The sequence below is a fragment of the Oscillatoria sp. FACHB-1406 genome (genome assembly GCF_014698145.1).
Classification (GTDB): Bacteria; Cyanobacteriota; Cyanobacteriia; order Cyanobacteriales; family Spirulinaceae; genus FACHB-1406.
Window position 1 is genome coordinate 124,626 of the sequence record NZ_JACJSM010000012.1, and the last position, 19,561, is coordinate 144,186.

19 protein-coding genes are annotated in these 19,561 nt (G+C 49.9%); 6 read left to right on the top strand and 13 right to left on the bottom strand.

The window, feature by feature from the left end; translation table 11 throughout:
* The first annotated feature begins 77 nt into the window (after nt 1-77).
* From rpsG to H6G50_RS13745, 5 genes are all read left to right on the top strand, one after another.
* On the top strand, nt 78-551 hold the full coding sequence (gene rpsG, locus H6G50_RS13725; RefSeq protein WP_190717148.1) for a 30S ribosomal protein S7: 474 nt from the start codon (nt 78-80) through the stop codon (nt 549-551).
* Nucleotides 552-759: 208 nt separating this feature from the next.
* A complete protein-coding gene (gene fusA, locus H6G50_RS13730) occupies nt 760-2,832 on the top strand; it encodes an elongation factor G (RefSeq protein ID WP_190717150.1) in 2,073 nt (690 codons plus the stop codon).
* A gap of 173 nt (nt 2,833-3,005) precedes the next feature.
* Nucleotides 3,006-4,235, top strand: a complete 1,230-nt coding sequence (tuf, locus tag H6G50_RS13735; protein ID WP_190717152.1) for an elongation factor Tu — start codon at nt 3,006-3,008, stop codon at nt 4,233-4,235.
* Nucleotides 4,236-4,364: 129 nt separating this feature from the next.
* Complete coding sequence (gene rpsJ / locus H6G50_RS13740; RefSeq protein ID WP_347239935.1) at nt 4,365-4,673, top strand: 30S ribosomal protein S10; 309 nt, start codon at nt 4,365-4,367, stop codon at nt 4,671-4,673.
* Nucleotides 4,674-4,724: 51 nt separating this feature from the next.
* The gene (locus H6G50_RS13745; protein ID WP_190717155.1) at nt 4,725-5,054 is read left to right on the top strand and encodes a multidrug efflux SMR transporter; all 330 of its coding nucleotides are present in this window, start codon (nt 4,725-4,727) and stop codon (nt 5,052-5,054) included.
* A 326-nt stretch (nt 5,055-5,380) separates the two neighbouring features.
* On the opposite strand, the gene H6G50_RS13750 is transcribed toward H6G50_RS13745, so the two are convergent.
* Nucleotides 5,381-6,568: a hypothetical protein gene (locus tag H6G50_RS13750; RefSeq protein WP_190717157.1), complete on the bottom strand. Its 1,188-nt coding sequence runs from the start codon at nt 6,566-6,568 to the stop codon at nt 5,381-5,383.
* Between the two features lie 29 nt (nt 6,569-6,597).
* Nucleotides 6,598-8,055, bottom strand: a complete 1,458-nt coding sequence (locus H6G50_RS13755; RefSeq protein ID WP_190717159.1) for a hypothetical protein — start codon at nt 8,053-8,055, stop codon at nt 6,598-6,600.
* Nucleotides 8,056-8,318: 263 nt separating this feature from the next.
* On the opposite strand from H6G50_RS13755, the gene H6G50_RS13760 reads away from it, so the two are divergent.
* On the top strand, nt 8,319-9,263 hold the full coding sequence (locus tag H6G50_RS13760) for a trypsin-like peptidase domain-containing protein (protein ID WP_190717161.1): 945 nt from the start codon (nt 8,319-8,321) through the stop codon (nt 9,261-9,263).
* 7 nt (nt 9,264-9,270) lie between these two features.
* Here H6G50_RS13760 and H6G50_RS13765 read toward each other — a convergent pair whose 3' ends face one another.
* The 11 genes from H6G50_RS13765 to H6G50_RS13815 form a co-directional block, all read right to left on the bottom strand.
* On the bottom strand, nt 9,271-9,948 hold the full coding sequence (locus H6G50_RS13765; protein ID WP_190717163.1) for a hypothetical protein: 678 nt from the start codon (nt 9,946-9,948) through the stop codon (nt 9,271-9,273).
* Between the two features lie 210 nt (nt 9,949-10,158).
* On the bottom strand, nt 10,159-11,031 hold the full coding sequence (locus H6G50_RS13770; RefSeq protein WP_347239934.1) for a hypothetical protein: 873 nt from the start codon (nt 11,029-11,031) through the stop codon (nt 10,159-10,161).
* A 114-nt stretch (nt 11,032-11,145) separates the two neighbouring features.
* Nucleotides 11,146-14,211 carry a hypothetical protein gene (locus tag H6G50_RS13775; RefSeq protein WP_190717165.1) on the bottom strand — a complete coding sequence of 1,022 codons (3,066 nt, stop codon included), beginning with the start codon at nt 14,209-14,211 and terminating at the stop codon, nt 11,146-11,148.
* 45 nt (nt 14,212-14,256) lie between these two features.
* Entirely contained in the window at nt 14,257-14,691 is a 435-nt protein-coding gene (locus H6G50_RS13780; RefSeq protein ID WP_190717167.1) for a hypothetical protein, read from the bottom strand.
* A 78-nt stretch (nt 14,692-14,769) separates the two neighbouring features.
* Nucleotides 14,770-15,363, bottom strand: a complete 594-nt coding sequence (locus H6G50_RS13785; RefSeq protein WP_190717169.1) for a Maf family nucleotide pyrophosphatase — start codon at nt 15,361-15,363, stop codon at nt 14,770-14,772.
* 23 nt (nt 15,364-15,386) lie between these two features.
* Nucleotides 15,387-15,956 carry a photosystem II reaction center PsbP gene (gene psbP, locus H6G50_RS13790; RefSeq protein WP_190717171.1) on the bottom strand — a complete coding sequence of 190 codons (570 nt, stop codon included), beginning with the start codon at nt 15,954-15,956 and terminating at the stop codon, nt 15,387-15,389.
* A gap of 119 nt (nt 15,957-16,075) precedes the next feature.
* Nucleotides 16,076-16,255, bottom strand: coding sequence for a ssl1498 family light-harvesting-like protein (locus tag H6G50_RS13795; RefSeq protein ID WP_190717173.1), 180 nt, complete (start codon nt 16,253-16,255; stop codon nt 16,076-16,078).
* A gap of 113 nt (nt 16,256-16,368) precedes the next feature.
* Complete coding sequence (locus tag H6G50_RS13800) at nt 16,369-16,755, bottom strand: nuclear transport factor 2 family protein (RefSeq protein ID WP_190717175.1); 387 nt, start codon at nt 16,753-16,755, stop codon at nt 16,369-16,371.
* 20 nt (nt 16,756-16,775) lie between these two features.
* Entirely contained in the window at nt 16,776-17,324 is a 549-nt protein-coding gene (locus H6G50_RS13805; protein WP_190717177.1) for a 2'-5' RNA ligase family protein, read from the bottom strand.
* 2 nt (nt 17,325-17,326) lie between these two features.
* Nucleotides 17,327-17,875, bottom strand: coding sequence for a peptidoglycan-binding protein (locus tag H6G50_RS13810; protein ID WP_190717179.1), 549 nt, complete (start codon nt 17,873-17,875; stop codon nt 17,327-17,329).
* Between the two features lie 521 nt (nt 17,876-18,396).
* Complete coding sequence (locus H6G50_RS13815; protein WP_190717181.1) at nt 18,397-19,260, bottom strand: SDR family oxidoreductase; 864 nt, start codon at nt 19,258-19,260, stop codon at nt 18,397-18,399.
* Between the last annotated feature and the right edge of the window lie 301 nt (nt 19,261-19,561).

Sequence of the window (19,561 nt, forward strand, 5' to 3'; positions counted from 1 at the left end):
GGCGCGATCGCGAGCGTATCGCCCGAGATTTAATGTTTTGTATTTATAGCATTGAAATTAAAGGATTGTCATAAATCATGTCTCGTCGCACGGTAGTAAAGAAACGTCCCATCGTCCCCGATCCGGTTTATAATAGCCGCCTGATCGAAATGACCGTGCGGCATATCATGCGTCACGGAAAGAAATCGGTAGCCCTATCGATTGTTTACGACGCACTGAAAATCATCTCCGAACGCAACAGCGGAGCCGAGCCGTTAGAAGTCTTTGAAAGAGCAATTCGCAACCTCACGCCCTTAGTAGAAGTTAAAGCACGGCGGGTCGGCGGTGCGACCTATCAAGTGCCGATGGAAGTGCGGCCCAATCGCGGCACGACCCTCGCTCTGCGCTGGCTGACCAACTACTCCCGCAACCGTTCCGGGCGCACGATGGCGATGAAACTCGCCAACGAAATCATGGATGCGGCTAACGAAACGGGCGGCGCAATTCGCAAGCGCGAAGAAACTCATCGCATGGCAGAAGCCAATAAAGCCTTCGCCCACTACCGCTATTAAAACGGTTGGGAATGAGTAACCGAACCTAAGTCAAGATCGGCGATCGCGAATTTCTCGCTCCGCCGATCCACATTTTTAGCGGCTCAGAAGGCAAAATTGTCAAGAATTGCTGCCAGAAGTGTTAAAAAAAGTTATAAAATTGTAAATAGTGTAAACAAGCGGGTAACGCACTCTCAATTCGTTGCTCGCCAAGACCAAGGAGGTAGCTGTGGCACGAACCATCCCCCTGGAGAGAGTTCGCAACATTGGAATCGCGGCGCACATAGACGCGGGCAAAACAACAACCACCGAACGCATTCTGTTTTACTCGGGAATCGTTCATAAAATCGGCGAAGTCCACGACGGAACCGCCGTCACCGACTGGATGGAACAAGAGCGAGAGCGCGGCATCACCATCACCGCTGCCGCTATCAGCACCAGTTGGCGCGACCACAAAATTAACATCATCGACACGCCCGGTCACGTAGACTTCACCATTGAGGTCGAGCGCTCGATGCGAGTCCTGGATGGCGTAATCGCCGTATTCTGCTCCGTGGGAGGAGTTCAGCCCCAGTCCGAAACCGTCTGGCGGCAAGCCGATCGCTACGAAGTGCCTCGCATTGCGTTCATTAACAAAATGGATCGCACCGGCGCGAACTTCTATAAAGTCTACGACCAACTGCGCGATCGCCTGAGAGCGAACGCCGTAGCCATCCAAATCCCCATCGGAGCAGAGAGCGAATTCCGAGGGCTGGTCGATCTCGTCAAAATGCGCGCCCACGTTTACTCTAACGACATGGGAACGGAAATCGAAGAAGTCGATATCCCCGAAGACGTAGCCGAACTCGCGCAGGAATATCGCGCCAAGCTGGTTGAATCCGTCGCTGAAACCGATGAAGAACTGATCGAAAAATTCCTCCTCGAAGAAGACCTCAGCGAAGAAGAAATCGCTACCGCTTTACGCAAAGGTACGATTGAAGGCACCATCGTTCCCGTTTTGTGCGGCTCAGCCTTTAAAAACAAAGGCGTGCAACAGCTTCTCGATGCCGTGGTCGATTATATGCCTGCGCCCATCGACGTTCGTGCTATTAGAGGCGTGCTGCCCGACGGTACCGAAGGTACGCGCACTGCAAGCGACGACGAACCCTTCGCCGCGCTCGCCTTCAAAATCATGGCCGACCCCTACGGTCGCCTCACCTTCTTGCGCGTGTACTCCGGCGTACTGCAAAAAGGCAGCTATGCCTACAACGCTACCAAGGATAAAAAAGAGCGGATTTCTCGCTTGATCGTTTTGAAATCCAACGAGCGCATCGAAGTGGACGAGTTGCGTGCGGGGGATTTAGGAGCCGCGATCGGTCTCAAAGATACTATCACTGGCGATACCCTTTGCGACGACAATAACCCCATCATCCTCGAATCGCTCTTCATTCCCGAACCCGTCATTTCCGTTGCGGTCGAACCCAAGACCAAGCAAGACATGGAGAAACTCTCCAAAGCCTTGCAAGCCCTGTCTGACGAAGACCCGACTTTCCGCGTCAGCGTCGATCCCGAAACCAACCAAACCGTAATTGCCGGGATGGGCGAGTTGCACCTCGAAATTCTCGTCGATCGGATGTTGCGCGAATACAAAGTCGAAGCAAACGTCGGTCAGCCCCAAGTGGCTTACCGCGAAACCATCCGCCGTCCCTCCCACGCTGAAGGCAAATTCATCCGTCAAAGCGGTGGTAAAGGACAATACGGTCACGTCGTCCTCGACATCGAACCGGGCGAAGTGGGTAGCGGTTTTGAATTCGTCTCGAAGATCGTCGGCGGTTCGATTCCCAAGGAATACGTCCCAGCCGTCGAACAAGGGATCAAAGAATCTTGCGAATCCGGTATCCTAGCAGGATATCCCCTGATCGATTTGAAAGTTACCTTAGTTGATGGGTCTTACCACGATGTAGACTCTTCTGAAATGGCTTTCAAAATTGCCGGTTCGATGGGAATTCGCAATGCCGTAGAGAAAGCATCGCCCGCTCTGCTCGAGCCGGTCATGAAAGTTGAGGTTGAAGTTCCCGAAAACTTTGTCGGTGATGTCATCGGAGATCTCAACTCTCGCCGGGGTCAAGTTGAAGGGATGAATGCAGAAGCAGGCATTTCTAAAGTATCTGCTAAAGTGCCTTTGGCAGAAATGTTCGGTTACGCAACCGACATCCGCTCGAAAACCCAAGGTCGGGGCATCTTCTCAATGGAGTTCAGCCACTACGAGGAAGTACCTCGTCACGTTGCTGAAGCGATTATTGCTAAAAGCAAAGGATCGTAGCCCAACCTAACCTCCAATCTTGCTGAATAACTCCAGCAAGATTGGGATTGAAACGTTTAAGGGCGGCAATTACGGGCAGCCATTACGGGTACGCCGCCCCCGATAGCTCCGTAATTTAGACGGAGCGAAACTATGGAACGCTTAAGTTAAAAAGATAAGGAACGTATTAATTCATGGCACGCGCAAAGTTTGAACGGACTAAACCCCACGTCAACATCGGCACTATCGGTCACGTAGACCACGGCAAAACCACCTTGACCGCAGCGATTACCATGACCTTAGCTGCGTCGGGTAAAGCGAAAGCCCGGAAGTACGACGATATCGATGCTGCTCCTGAAGAAAAAGCGCGGGGGATTACGATTAACACCGCTCACGTCGAGTACGAAACGGAAAATCGTCACTACGCTCACGTCGATTGTCCCGGTCACGCCGACTATGTGAAGAATATGATCACGGGTGCGGCTCAAATGGACGGCGCGATCCTAGTCGTATCGGCAGCCGACGGTCCGATGCCCCAAACGCGAGAACATATCCTGCTTGCAAAGCAGGTTGGCGTTCCCAGCCTGGTGGTATTCCTTAATAAAAAGGATATGGTGGACGACGAGGAACTGCTCGAGTTGGTTGAGTTGGAAGTGCGCGAACTGCTCAGTGACTACGATTTCCCCGGCGATGACATTCCCATCGTTGCAGGCTCGGCTCTGATGGCGCTTGAAGCGATGGTTAAGGAGCCGAAGACGGAGCGCGGGCAAAATGAGTGGGTTGATAAGATTTACGAACTGATGGATGCGGTCGATGAATACATCCCCACGCCCGAACGCGATGTCGATAAGCCTTTCTTGATGGCGGTGGAAGACGTATTCTCGATTACGGGTCGCGGTACGGTTGCGACTGGACGGATCGAGCGCGGTAAAGTCAAAGTCAGCGAAAATGTCGAACTCGTCGGCATTAAAGACACCCGCAGCCACACGGTGACGGGCGTGGAAATGTTCCAAAAGGTTCTCGATGAAGGGATGGCAGGCGATAACGTCGGCTTGCTGCTTCGCGGTATCAACAAAGGCGATATCGAACGCGGAATGGTGTTGGCGAAACCCGGTTCGATTACGCCTCACACTCAGTTTGAGTCGGAAGTGTACGTGCTGAAGAAGGAAGAAGGCGGCCGCCATACGCCGTTCTTCCCCGGATATCGCCCTCAGTTCTACGTGCGGACGACCGACGTAACCGGAACGATCGATGCGTTCACTGCCGACGATGGCAGCGCTGCTGAAATGGTGATGCCGGGAGACCGCGTGAAGATGACCATTCAGTTGATCAACCCGATCGCGATCGAACAAGGGATGCGCTTCGCAATTCGTGAAGGCGGTCGTACCATCGGTGCGGGTGTCGTTGCGAAAATTCTCAAATAACGTTGTAACGTTTTAGGAAAGAGCAGGGAAGTTCGGCTTCTCTGCTCTTTTCTCTGATATGGTAGTTAAGGGGCTAACAAGCCTCGTCTTTTTCTTTATCCGAACCTTGACAATCAGAATATGGCTACGATTCAACAGCAAAAAATTCGCATCCGCCTGAAAGCTTTCGATCGCCGCTTGCTCGATACTTCTTGTGAAAAGATCGTCGATACGGCTAATCGCACCAATGCGACTGCAATTGGCCCGATTCCTTTACCGACGAAGCGCCGCGTTTATTGCGTCCTGCGATCGCCCCACGTCGATAAGGACTCGCGCGAGCATTTTGAAACCCGCACCCACCGCCGCATTATCGATATTTATCAGCCTTCTTCTAAGACAATCGACGCTTTGATGAAGCTCGATTTACCCGCTGGTGTCGATATCGAAGTTAAGCTCTAAGATGGAACGTAACCGGGTGTTTTAGCCCGGTTATTCTGATTCTGGATTGTTATGGATTGGTTGTATCTGGCGATCGCGATCGTCTCCGAAGTTATCGCGACTTCCGCACTCAAAGCCGCTAAAGGATTTACCAATATCGTCCCTTCAATTTTGGTCATCGGCGGTTACACTTCAGCATTTTACTTTCTCTCGTTAACCCTGCGTTCCATTCCCCTTGGCATTGCTTACGCGATTTGGGCGGGCGCTGGCATTATTTTAGTTTCCTTAGTGGGCTTATTTCTCTATCATCAAACGCTCGATGCAGCAGCAGTAGTTGGGATGGGTTTAATTGTTGCGGGCGTTGTTGTACTTAATCTTTTCTCGAAAACAGTACAGCATTAATTTTTAGGGCTATTATTCGGTAGAAAATCGGGCAAATGGCATTCGCCCCTACCAAAATTTGACCTAATACCAATTTAGGATTACGTTGCCTAGAATCAACTCTCCTAAATTCTCAGGATAGCGGTGCGTTACGCTTCGCTAACACACCCTACTGCCGTGACACAGCTAAAACTGTGCGATAGGTTTCTCGTTCTATTGCTTACTCGATCGGGTTTCAAGAGTTTTTCTAAAGCCTCATTTAAGGTGTGTCACGGCACTACTTTTCATTCTATGCAGCGACCCATCAATCTGGTATAACTGCCTTGGTGATGGCTATAAATTTGGCATTAGCGATAGGGGAATTTTGAGTTTTTCTTACGCTCTTTTCTAGCGCGTTCTCTAACATTTTGTTTAAGTAAGTAGCTAAATCCAACCCGCTCGAATCGATCGACTAATTCTTCCTCTGTTATCTTTAAAGAATTTGCCGTTGCTGCCAAGTTCCATTCGTGCTTTGCCAACTGACTTAATAAATAAACTCGCTTTGTTTGTGCGACCGAAAGACGATAAGTTTTTAGATATTCTATCTCTCCTGTCGCTCGAATAATGGCTTCGCCGGTATGATTTTCTGCTTTCGGGTTGAGATCGGTGATAAAGCGCTGAAGCGTGAAACAATCTGTTGTATAAATTCGCTGAGATTTGACAGCACGACCTAAGAGATCGCTTGCCATAAATCCTTGGAAGTGCGCCCATTCTTCTCGCATTTTCGCGATCGCGCTTCGCAAATCTCCGAGATTCTCCACCTCTTCATCCCGAACCTCGGTCGCCATTGGATACGTCGTTTCATACAGCAATCCATACTGAAAAATCAACTCGCCGTAGAAATCTTCCAATAAACTTTCGTGCAGCGCGCGATAATCTTCGGGGGTAGGCACGATGAAGGCAGAAGCGAGGGTTTCGGCGACAAAAATTAATACGCCGACCTGTCCTTCGTGAATCTCGAACAACCGTAACGCGCGATCGAATCCCGGAATGCTGCGCCCTTGATAGGAAATTTCCCAACGCGGATTTAAGCCTTCTGCAAGCAACTGTCGAGAATATTCCTGCCAAGCAATTTCCGGGCCTGAAAAATACAGGGCTAAAAACCCTTCCATCGCTAAATGGAGTGGTAACAATCGCAGTTGATTTTTGTCCTCGCGTTTTACCATGCGATGGAGAATGCGAACGGTCTGACCGAGGCGTTCTCCATCCTTAATGAATTGTCCCCCATAACTCGAGATCGCGGAACCATCTTCCGTCCAATTTAAAACTAAACCGTGCGGAATATAGGAGATATATTCCAAATTGGGTTTACGGGGATGATTTTCGAGCGTCACTGCTGTAACTTTCTCCGAATAACTGCGACGAAATAAGCGTAAATCGCCCCGTGTTTGAGTGCGGAGGAGTGGCACCAAACGCAGAGAACCGCAGGTTTGGGAAGGGGCAATTTTGATGCCGTGGAGAGTAAGGGTTTCGAGGAGGGGGGCTTTAGTTGTCATGCCGCTTTATTACTCCATAGAAGAAGATGCTAAGCCTTTAACAATTGCCGAACTCTCCCAGCGAGATAATCTTCCAACTCCCTCAAGCTGGCAGAACCTTCGGCAAACCGGGCAAAATTCAACATAGCGGGCAAATCTTCAGCATCGCGCAAACCGACGGTGGGAATACTCGGATGGAGCGATCGCAAGGAAAAATCTTCGCCATCAAAGACTGGATTGCACTGTACGATTGAAGTATGACGCTCTGGATCCAGTTTGTGGCGATAAACGCGCAGCACTTCCGCCGCGCCTTGGGGGGGATCGTTTTCGCAGCCATCGGAAAGAATAACGATGAGTTCGGCTCCCCAGTCTAGCGCGTCTAGGAGTGGCGTGGCGAGGTCGGTTTGACCGCGCGGGCGCACGGTTAGGGGGTTTGTCTGCGGTATCGTCCAGAAGGCGCGATATTCACTTGCAGCAGCTTGCAAAAGGTAATGGCTGGCGAGGGCAACGCCGAGAGGACGGCGGCGCTTTTCCGAGGAACCGGAGGTGGAATAGCTACAATCGAGAACGGCGGCGACTTTGCCTAATTTGAAAGGGGCAGCGGCGAGGAGTTTTTGGGCAGCTTGGATTAATGCTACCTCGAAGCGCACCTCTCGTTTTTCCGGCGGTAAGGAGAGGATGTAGAGTGCGAGGCGAGTCAGGGGCAGGTTTTCCCAATCGACAGCGATTTCGACTTTGGGGAGGCGCGCGGCGGTTTGTTGGAGGCGCAATCTTTCTCCTTCTGTCATCTGGGCTTGGATGCGTTCGAGGAAGAGGGGGCGCGGGATGCGATGTTTGGTGGCGAGACCTTCGGCGATGGTGAAGGGGAGGGAATAGATGGCTTCGGCGCTATAATGCGCTTGGCGAAATTGCTCGAAGAGAGGCGTTTCGTAGCTGCGTTGCTGCCAGTTTCGGAACAGAAAGTTACCGAGTTCTCCGGGTAATGTGAGGTGGGCGTGAGACGCGATCGCGCGAACTTTGGAGCGATATTTAACGGCTTGGAACTCGATATGTTTGCAGTGGCGGAGGTAGTCCCGCGCGATCGCGCGACTGCGGCGATTATTAATACCTCGAACTTTCAATTGTTCTAAGACTTTCCAGGCGCGTTGGGGCGGCAAACGATTCAATGATGCGGCAATTAAAGCCCCTTCTTCGGCGCGATGTTCGGGCGATACGGCTTTGCCGGTTGCTAAGAGTTTGAGAATCATTTCTGCGGTGTTGAAATGATTGATTCCAGCAGCGAGGGAGCGCGTGTAGAGGAGGCGATAGTTGCCTAAAATATAGTCGTGGAGAAAGTCGATCGATACGCCTTGTCCGAAGGCTTCGCTGTAAAACTCTTGCTGTCCCGTACAAGCGAGACAAGCATTAATAAAGAGGACTAAATCTTCGCGAGCGACGGTTTCAATTCGACTCGACCAGCGATCTCGTTCTGAGGCGATCGCGATCGGTTGCGATCGAGAATTCAGCATTTAAACGGGATTTTGAATCTTTTGAAAGGGCTGCCAAGGGAAGTGGCGGCACGACGAGCGTTATTTTGCTCCAGAGGCAAGGTTCGGAAGTCGCACTCAAGTCCCGCTTGACAGCTAATATGATTGTAACACGAGCTTACGACAAGCCGCCAATGCTTGCTAACCAAACCGCTCTTGGAACACAAACGCTCTATTTGCCGTCGCTGGAGAACAAGCTAAAATGAACGGTATAATCGACACTCAGACGCGACTCTTGTAACGCTATGAAACCCGAACGGTTGATTGCTTGCACCATCTCTGCGTGCATGGCTGCGGCTCCAGTCTTGCTAGAAGTTCCTCGCGCTGTAGCCGCAGAACCCTATAATCCCGAAGAACAAGTTCGCATCGATCTCTATCAGCGGGCGAGTTCGGCCGTTGTAACTTTGGATGTGGGCAGAAATTCGGGTTCGGGCAGCATTATTGAGGCGAATGGCTTGGTTTTAACTAACGAGCACGTGATTCGGGGCGCGAGAGGGGGTAGAGTGGATGCGATCGCGTCGAATGGCAAACGCTACTCCGGACAAGTCCTGGCAGTCGATCGCGCTAACGACCTCGCCTTAGTCCAGCTACAATCCTCAGAACGTTTACCCGTCCTCAGTCTTGCTAGCGGTAGCAGTATCCGCGTCGGACAAGAAGTTTACGCGATCGGTAGCCCTTTTGGACTGTCGGGAACCCTCACCACCGGCATCCTCAGCCGCATCGCCGAAAACGGCGACCTCCAAACTGATGCGGCGATCAATCCCGGCAATTCTGGCGGTCCGTTACTCAACTCCCGAGGCGAGCTAATTGGGGTTAATAAAGCCATTTTAAGCCCCGGCGGTCGGGGTAATATTGGGATCGGCTTTGCGACGAGCGCCGATGCTGTCAAACAGTTTATCGCGCGTTCCCGGAATGCGATCGCGTCCGGACAGCGAACGCCCAGCGCACCCACCGCAGAACGCCCGCGTTTGGGGGTTGAGGTTGGCGAGAATTTAGTGATTCAAAGCATCGAACGCAATTCTCTGGCGCAACGTATGGGTTTGCGTCCCGGCGATCGCATCGTTGCGATTAATCGCTATCCCCTACGCAGCGTTGACGAATTAGTAGACTTTATCGCGCAAGAACCGGAAGGAATGTTACTCACCGTTGCGCGCGGTCGTCGTCTTGCTACGTTGCAAGTCCAATTCTAATCCCTTTTTATCGTTGTGTCGCTCGCAGCGTTTCGATCGCGCTTAGCGCTCGGTGACGTTGGCGATCGTTCCTAGAAAAGCGACCGAACAGGAGATGATACCAGAACCAGCGGCGCAGGATCGCACGCGATTTGCCCAGTAGTAGCGCGATGGGAAAGTGGAGAAGCCAAATTGTACCGAAAGCAACCACCCAAGTCACAGGATCCCCGATGGGAAAACGCGACCACTGCCAAAGCGCGATCGCGCCGACGATAACCGCCGCTAAAACCCACGCCAGCCATTCAACTCTGCGTTTTGTCTCGAGGTGAAGTCCTCGCAAAATTTGCTGAATTAACCAATGGTGAGTAGCGGTCAAGCTCAAAATCAGCCTTTCATCCTGCAAGTAATCGTTGCAGATTTGGCAAGCGATCGCGCCGTCGAAGGAAATGTGACTGCGAACCACCCTCTCTTCGCTCTCGCCGTCTTGATAAAACGTTGAAAACGCGATCGCATCGCTAAATAAAGCATAATGTCGCAAATCTGTCAACATTTCCGAGGAAAATTTTAAGATTTTGCCTTGAGAGCGAGCGACTTGAATGCGCTCGAGGAGATCGCGATCGAGGCGAAACTCAATCCCATGAAAGATAATTTGTTGAGGGGATATCTTTTCTCGGTCGATGCGGATGTAAGAAACGGGATATTTCAAAATTCAAAATTCATCAATAATTCGTAGTTCGTAATTCGTAATTCGTAGTTCGTAGTTCGTAATTCGTAATTCGTAATTCGTAATTCGTAATTCGTAATTCGTAATTCGTAATTCGTAATTCGTAATTCGTAATTCGTAATTCGTAGTTCGTAATTTATCCCTCCTTCATCATTCATAACTCATCATTCATAACTCATAACTCATAACTCATCATTTCCTTAAAGCTTTGCGCGCAATATCGATCGCAAAACCCAACAGTCCCCGCCATTGACGTTCGCTAGCGGCAACATTTTCGTGGTGAATTTTTAGTAGCAAATCTTGATGAGGATGATCGATAACCATTTCACTGTAGCGGTTAATAATCTCCCCATCAAGTTGAACGATAGTTTGAGCGTAAATCGTGTCGGTTTTAACCGCTTTAGCAATCACCGCCGCTGCATTTCCCGGATAAGCTGCATCAACTTTCAACAGCATTGCATTGCGATTATCGAGGGCTGCTTTCAACTCCTTAAGTTTTCGCAAACTGCGAAGGAAACGAAGATCGCACAGAAGGCGTTGCACATCAAGCAAATCATCGCCAGAAGTACGCTTGAAAGGATTAGGCAATTGCGTATTGTGTTCGTTAATCTCAAAATCGGTATCGGTGAGAATGCGATTGCTATCTGGGGAACCGAGTCGAGCGGGATCGTACAAAGCGGAATCGGGATTTGCTAGCGCCAAGGCATAATTAAGTTCTAAATGGCGGCGTAACTCCAAATAGCGATCGCGTAACGATTCGTGGATAGAATTTTGCTCTAAGTACGCGCGATCGATCCCATAAAGCGCCCGGTACGCATCCCAGGGAATAAACTTATCCGCCGTAATGCGATCGACAATCATCGTATTCACTTCCAAAGCAGTAATTTCGAGCAAAGTATCGCCTAACGACTCGACAAAACTATTAACTTGCCCTTCAAGACGGGCAATATTTAACATCTCCTTGGGGGAATACCGATTGTTCGTTTCCGTTGTGCGGGCGGACTTTCGTTCCACACCGCCCCCTTTCCGCTGTAAGTTGCGCGATGGCGCATTTTGTCTGCTCACAACACCTTCCTTTCTCGAACTGACGATCTCTCCATTAAACACCTCTTAATTAAATGACATTGACTTAAAATACGTGGGCGCTGCTTCCTCAGTCTTAAAGTCAGCGATCTTCCTTTAAGATTGATTCTCCGAAGGGGGCATTTTGCCGTTTTCTGGAGTAGTATTCGGTAGCGGAGGAGTCTCATCGATATCTTCCCCCTCCTCAGTACCGAGGTCAAACGCTTCCAGAACACTTTCATCGACACTTAAAAGCGTCGCATTAGGATAAGGTTCTAGTTCCTCTGCCGCAAAGTCATCCCAATCTTCCTCTAATTCGACATCCGATAGCAACGACTCGGGTTCAAGCGGATTAGCAAAGGGATCCAATGATTCAAACTCTTCCCATTCATCATCGCTACTCGTGCTTCCCGCACTTGCATTAGAACCGGTTAAGTCTGAAGTCTGCGTTTCCGCCAACCAATCCGTCCTCCAATCTTCCGCTTCAGGATTAATAAATTCCCTCGAAGCTCCATCTGGACGACCCGTTAAAGTATCCTCCGTTAGCCCGACCCAGTTTTCATCATCCTCATCGAATCCAGTTTCAAAGATTAAATTTTCCGTTCTTAGCTCTAACTGCTCCGGTTGCGAACTCACTTCTCCCGAACCCAACTCGCTCCCATTACTCTCTAAGTTTGGCTCGCGATTCGGAAAACTGACTGTTCGCAAGTCTGGAACGCTCGGATCTGCGTCTAAATCATCCTCGCTATACTCTCCCCAATCGTCATCCTCAAAATGGATATCGGGAACGAGATCGCTAAGCATTGTTGTTTCCGAATCCCAAGCTTTCTCTTCCTCTTCATCAACCCAATCTGCTGCTAAAAGTTCATTAGCCGTGGTTGCATTCAAACCAGAGTTTATTTCCGGGACTTCTTCATCGTAAAGACCATCTAGCCAGCTATCATCGGAATTATCCGCTATTTCTAAGCGCTCCGATTGTCCATTTTCACTCGTTAAATCGTCCCAATCTTCATCCTCGAAGTCGAGCGCGTCCTCTGGTCTTGAGGAAGGCATCGAGATTTCAAGCATAGTATCTTCCGCGTCAATATCGCCCCAATCTTCATCGTCCAACTCAATGATTTCTTCTCGCTCTCGTTGAATTGGAGTTTGTATTTCTGTCGCTTCCGAAGCAATATCGCCCCAATCTTCATCCTCTAACTCAATGATTTCTTCTCGCTCTCGTTGAATTGGAGTTTGTATTTCTGTCGCTTCCGAAGCAATATCGCCCCAATCTTCATCGTCCAACTCAATGATTTCTTCTCGCTCTCGTTGAATTGGAGTTTGTATTTCTGTCGCTTCCGAAGCAATATCGCCCCAATCTTCATCCTCTAACTCAATGATTTCTTCTCGCTCTAGCTGAATTGGCGTTTGTATTTCTGTCGCTTCCGAGGCAATATCGCCCCAATCTTCATCCTCTAACTCAATGATTTCTTCTCGCTCTAGCTGAATTGGCGTTTGTATTTCTGTCGCTTCCGAGGCAATATCGCCCCAATCTTCATCCTCTAACTCAATGATTTCTTCTCGCTCTAGCTGAATTGGCGTTTGTATTTCTGTCGCTTCCGAGGCAATATCGCCCCAATCTTCATCCTCTAACTCAATGATTTCTTCTCGCTCTCGTTGAATTGGAGTTTGTATTTCTGTCGCTTCCGAGGCAATATCGCCCCAATCTTCCTCATCATCAAAGCTAATAACTTCTTCTTGGACTGTTGGTTTTGAGAGTGCCTCTCCCCCCAAGACATCGCCCCAATCTTCCTCATCATCAAAGCTAATAACTTCTTCTTGGACTGTTGGTTTTGAGAGCGCTTCTCCTCCTAAGACATCGCCCCAATCTTCTTCATTAAAATTAATAACTTCTTCTCGAACTAACGGTTGAACGGGAGAGCGATCGAGGGTTTCTTCCACTGAGACATCGCCCCAGTCTTCCTCATCATTAAATCGCATATCCGAGGTTGAATTTAATCGGTTGCTGCTGGATAAGCTTGAAATTACTGCTGTCCCATTGCTGCCTGTTTCTTCAGTAAACTTAATGAGTTCCTCTCGACTGTTTGACGGGGTAGAAATCTGAGGGGAAGCTTCTGTTTTTATTGCTTTACCCCAATCTTCTTCAGAAAATTCCGAATTCGGGCTGGGACTTGCAACGGGAGGGCTGCTAGCGGGAGAAGAGACGGGCTGTGCGATTGGCTCCTCCCGAACTTCTGGGAGCGGCGTTACTGGCGTTCCCGTTTCTAGCTGACTGAGTTCTTGCTTAACTCCCGCCCAATCTGCGTCTGAAAACATCTCTGAGTTGGGGGCTGAATCAGTCGGTACAATCTGCTTTGCGGCTCCCTTCGGGGACGCAGGTGCAACTTCTTCGCTCAGTGATGAAGTTACAATTCCATCACTGAGGGGAGGGAATGAGGATGGAAAAACGCTTAGATTTTCAAGATTGCTCGATTCTGAAGTGGATTTTTGGGGTTCTCGATCTTCTAGCGCGGCGCGAGCTTCAGAAGTTGGAAAAGGGGATGTCACTTGAATGCCCACAGCTTCTTCCCAGTCCTCAATCTCTAAGTCAGAGACGGGCTTTTCAGGTGCGGGAGGAACGGGAATTGCTTCCGGTGTTACCGGGGCTGCGGGAACGGGCGATTCTAAGCTCGGAAGGGGCGTTAAAGGAGTGCTAGTCGGTCTGAGAGAGGGAATAACGGGGGTAGAGGGCAGACTGAGATCGGGCTGCGGGAGGGAGGGTTGAGAGACAAGGGGAGGCAGCAGCGAGAGTTCGAGGAGGGGCTGCTGAGAGTCTCGATTTTGCTGGGATTGGTTTTGCTGTCGGAGGGCGTTCAAAACCTCAAAGAGCTTTTGCAAACTTTGTAGGTTGTTGCGAATCAGTTCCGGACTTCGGGCCACTTGCGCTTGGTGATAGTCGCGCAGTTCTCGGTAGGGGGCGTAGCCGATGAAGCGATCGCCAACTTCGTGTTCGATTTTACCTTCGATTAAGTTAATTTTCGTTCGCAGTCGCTCTCCCGGCGGCGCGATCGCGTCGTGCGGGCTGTTCGTCGGCGCAACCCAGGTCGTAATTTTCAGTTCGAGCGCCTCACTCATCGCCAGCAGTAGCGCTTCGCTAGCGTTACCCGTTCTAATTGCTTCTTTGAAGTCGTCCCTTAAAGCCACAGTCCTTTCCTCCTAACATCCGTCGCTTTTTCCTTTTCCCCAAGATTAATACGTTTTTTCGCGATGTTCTATGCTTTTTTGAGGGGATGCTGAAGGCAAGAGGGCATTGGAGGAGGGGGAGGCTTGAGGTTGTCGAGCTAAGGCGACGGTTAAGATTGTGAAGACTTGTTGCAAGCTCTCGAGATTTTTCTGAATGATTTGCTGTCCGCTCTGAACTTGCTCGGTATGAAATTCGCGCAGTTCTCGATAGGGACCATTGCCGATAAATTGCGCGCCGACTTGGTTGTCGATTTCGCCATCGACGATATTGAGGCGGGTTTTCAGGGCGCGATCGGGATCGATTGTCTCCCCAGAAATGCTATCTTCGCCAGGAACCCAAGTCGTAATTTCGAGTTCGATCGCTTGACCGAGAGCCAAATTCATGGCTTCAACAAAGTTTCCCGCCCTTAAATGCTCCCGAAATTCGTCGCTTGCTGACATTGGTTTGTCCCCAGTGAAGTTCATTCTGAAGTGTATCAAATATTCAATTCGACATCACTAACCGGACAAGCCCTTTCTTTATACTGCGTGCCAAAAATCGATCGCGTCGTACCCCAACTCTCCCAGCATTCGATACAGCAAGGGCAAACTCAAACCAATGACGTTGCTGTGACAGCCTTCTAGCTTCTCCACGAACAACCCGCCCTTCCCATCGAGGGCGAAGCATCCGGCGCAGTTGAGCGGTTCGCCGCTGGCAACGTAAGCTTTAATGGCGCGATCGCTAATATCGGCGAAGTGGACGCGAGTAATCCCACAACGCACGATCTGCCGCCCCCGCGCCAAATCGAGCAGCGCGTGTCCGGTATAGAGCGTTCCCACTGTACCGCGCATTTTCTGCCAGCGCGCGATCGCTTCCTCGGGCGATTCGGGCTTACCGTGAATTTCTCCGGCTACCGCCAAAACCGAATCGCACCCCAAAATCAGAGCTTCTTCAAATTGGGGGGCGACGGTTTCCGCTTTGCAGCGCGCCAAGACTTCGACTAACTCCACCGGATCCCGCGATTGCACTTGGGACTCATCGAAGTCGCTTTTGCAGACAATCGGCACGATTCCCGCCAGTTCTAACAACTGTTTGCGAGCCGGAGAAGCCGAAGCGAGAACAAATTTTGGCACTGGTAACTCCGCAAATTCAACGCTTAATACACCGAGAAGGACTTCGCGCTCGCTTCAAACTGCTCTTTAACGTTCTCCCAACGCTCTTCTGCCGCAGAAAGGTTAAAGGTATAAAGTTTGCCGCGATTCACCGCTACCGTTGCAATATTATGCCGTTGCTGGGCATCCGGAAGCTCAACGGCGTATTCAAGAATGTAATAAGGTTTAGCATCGACTTCGTAGGAACCGGCGCGCAAAAACTCCGTTGTGCGTCCTTGGGGAGCCGTAGAATTGGTTTGCTTGAGGAAGCGGTATCCGACCTCCGTTGGCGTTCCCAGGCTTTCCAGCGTTTTACCTTCGGGAATGTCGCTAACGATCAAACTTAAATTTTCCGATCGCTCGATAATATCCCGAAATACCACATCCACGCCTTCCGAAGCGCCTTGTACCTCTACCGGAACCCAGCCGTTCGGGTACAAGAATTGATAGCCTTTAATGTTATCGGCGTATTTTTGCAGGCCGCTTACCCCTGTCACACAACCGGTTAAGCCAAGGCAGGTTACGAGAACGAGCGACAGCAGCCACGCTCTCACTCTTTTTTCAATTTCCTTCATTGATTAAGTTTGAACTTTGAATTTTGAATCGTGCTGGCTCTAATGTCCTCTCTGAGAGCGTCTCCGAATCGAGCGCCCTTACAAAGAGGTTGGGAACTCTTGAATGATCCCCAACGGGATTAGCTTCCTGCTGAAGCTAAGAAAGCGACAGCGATTAATCCGCCCACTAAAACTAAACCGACCGCCCCTAAGATGAGAGTATTGCGCTGTTCGGTTTTACTGCTGGCCTTGGCTTGATACATTTTGGGTTCGATCGCAAAATTGTTTAAGCGTCCGCCATCTTCTTCGGTATAGGGCATTTTAAATTAACCTTTGTACGACAGAAATGTATTATTTCTTAATAATCATACGATTTTAAGGGCGATCGAGCAAGACAGCACTTTAACAGTCACTCCTCACCCCTCATCATTTATTAGCGCAACGGACTGCCGTGATGGTGAACGAGATACCACTGCTGCGCCATCTTCCGAAAAATGTTGGTTGCTAAGGATTGAGCTTCAAAGCGGCGACCGCCGACAATTTGTAGGACTTTTTCGACGAGAACAACGTAAGCGAGGTCTTCTTCAACTTCAATCGAAATCGTCTCAGCTTCGATCTTGAGATAGCTACTACCGGCTAAGATACGCTGCCAAGAATTGCGAACATTCTGCCAACCCGCGATCGCTTTTCTGCCGGGATGGATGCAAGTAATGCTCGTTCCTTGCGACCAGACCTTACCCATTGCTTCTAAGTCCTTATTCTCAAAAGCACGATAAAATGCTTCGTTTGCTGCGATGACATCAGCTTTATCCGTTGTCATTGACTCGCTCGATCCTCAAATTATTTTGCTCTCAATTGTAGGGGAAATTCTCGATGAATTTCCCATCTTTTTCCCGTATGGATTAAAAGCGTTAAAGCCGAAACCTCAAACTGGAATTCAATCGCGCGATCCTTTAATTCCGACCAAGCGAGCTTAAAGGAAGCAGGAGTCAAATCGCGGAAGGCAACGGTGAGGTGAGGGGCAAAGGGGCGCGTTTCGCGGTCATTTAAGGCTAATTTCTGGCTTAAGTGAAGAACTAGCGCTTGTTGAATATTTAAAAGTTCGGAGTTTGGGAGAGGATGCAGAAAAATAACGCGCGGCTTAAAAGCGCCGAACCCAGAAATCGCCAGCGAAAACTTGCTGTAAAGCGCGGCAAATTCTTGAAGCGTATCTTCAAGGGGCGGGATATTTTCAATCTCCCACTGAAACGGCGGTTTTAAGGTGATATGGGGCGGCGACTTTAAGGCAGCACTGCTTTCATAAACGCGCGCGAAATACTGCTTAATTTCGTCAATTTCCTGACGAAGGGGTTCGGGGGGTAAGATCGCAATAAAAAAGCGTTGAAGCATTATTAGCGCCGCAATAAAATCGTCCAAGTTGCCGGCCCGACAATGCCATCCGGCGTAATATTATATTTTTTCTGGGCGGCGATAACGGCTTCAAGGGTTTGCTGACCGAAAACGCGATCGATCGCGATCGGAAAGCCGAGAGCATTCAGCCGTTGTTGGAGTAGAGTTACCGCAGGGCCATTCGCTCCGAGCTTGAGGATAGGGGGAGCGGTTGCGGTTTGAGGAGAGGTAGAAGTTGGGCGAGTCGGTTGGGTTGCAGCCGGAAATAAAGCCGCCCAAGTTGTAGCATCAACAATCCCTGTCGCGTTTAATTGGGCTGCTTGTTGGAAGCGGTAGACTGCAATTACGGTGCTTTCGCCATAAATCCCATCAACGCTACCGGTGTAGTATCCCAAAAGTTGGAGCGCAGCTTGAACGTTTTTAACATCAGCGCCTTGACTCTGAACTCGCAAGACGGGACGCTGGGTAGCAGCAGGTGCTTGAGATCGTGCGGGCATTCCATTCAGCAGCAACAGCGCGCCTAAAAACGGTAAAAATCGCGATTGTTTCATTGAACTATGAATTACAAACAATTTTCCCAATTATCAACGATCGCTTGTCCATTATCCATTCGTTACGGAATTGACTTGCCGGTGACATACTCCCGACGCTGACCGAAAATAATGGGATACAGAGCTACGCCCTTCTAGGGCGGATGCCTGATGGTAGGATAAAGGCATCCGCCACACAGTCAGAGACTCGCGCCAAGAGCGGAGGAACCTGTCTCGCAATGGGCGTAATTTCCTGGGAAAGTTTTGGCTCCAAGGGAGCAGAAAGAATTTTCTCATACAGCGGTGGGTCGCATCGCAGTGAATTTTGGTGAGGGTAAAGTTATTAGACTCCCTACGATCCAAGAATCCTCGCATCTTTAGGGCGAGGAGCCGTCAACTAAGCGGGACTGTAAGATGATTGAGGCGAACGGAGAGGCAGACCACTAAAATAAGAGCAACAGACAAATTGGTGAGGACAATGCGATCGCTCAATAAACCGAGCCAAAGTCATTCGCCCCCACCCCAATTAACTCGCCTCGATTTTAACCATTAATCACTGTACCGCCGTTGGGATGCAAAACCTGTCCTGTAAAGTAGGAGGAATCTTCCGATGCTAAGAAAACATAGGAGGTTGCCACTTCCACCGGCTGTCCCGGACGCTGCATCATGACGTTTTTGCCAAATCTTTCGATTTCTTCTGGACTGGCGGTGGCTGGAATCATCGGAGTCCAAATCGGCCCGGGAGCGACAGCGTTGATACGAATGCCCTTTTGCAGAAGCGGTGCGGCGAGGGAACGAGTCAACGCGACAATTGCACCTTTTGTACTCGAGTAGCTGATCAAAAAGCCATTTCCTTCGTAGGCGGTAACAGAAGTGGTATTAATAATCGTACTGCCTTCTTTAAAGTGCGGAATGGCAGCTTTGATTAAGTAGAACATCGAAAACAGGTTAGTCGAAAAGATATGATGCAAGCTTTCGGGCGTAACGTTTTCGAGTGTCGTCCCTTCTTCTTCCTGCTGTTCGGCGGCATTGTTAACTAGAATATCGAGATGACCAAATTCTTGAATGACTGTTTCAATCATCTTTTGACAGAAGGGTTCATTGCCAATATCGCCGGGAATTGACAAACATTTACGTCCTTGTTCTTCGACAAGATGCTTCGTTTTCTGGGCATCTTCATCTTCATGGAGATAAGAAATCGCGACATCGGCTCCTTCTTTGGCGTAGAGGACGGCAATCGAACGCCCAATACCGCTATCGCCGCCGGTAATCAGAGCAACTTTCCCCTTGAGTTTGCCACTACCGCGATAATTTTCGCGATCGTACTGGGGCTGGGGGTTCATTGCCGCCTCGCTACCGTTGATTGCTTCTTGGCTTTGAGCGGGAATATTGGGGGTTGAAGCCATCTTAAAATCTCCTAAAAGCGCGAATATTACGGGGGTTGAGAAAGTGGGCGAACCGCACGGTTAATTTCCGGTTCCGCGATCGCCCCCTGAATTTTAGGAAATGCCTGCCGTTCGATAATCCCTCTAAGGGAACAGCAAAGTCTAAATCAATCTGTAATTTAACCAGAGATGGATGGCACTGACTAAAGGCTGGTGGGCGCTGCCCACCCTTGTATCTTGAGAGGTAGATAAGTAGACCGTCCCACCCTAGGTAATCAAGACCGTTTGTAGCTTGGTCGCTTATGCTCAAAGAAGGCGGGGA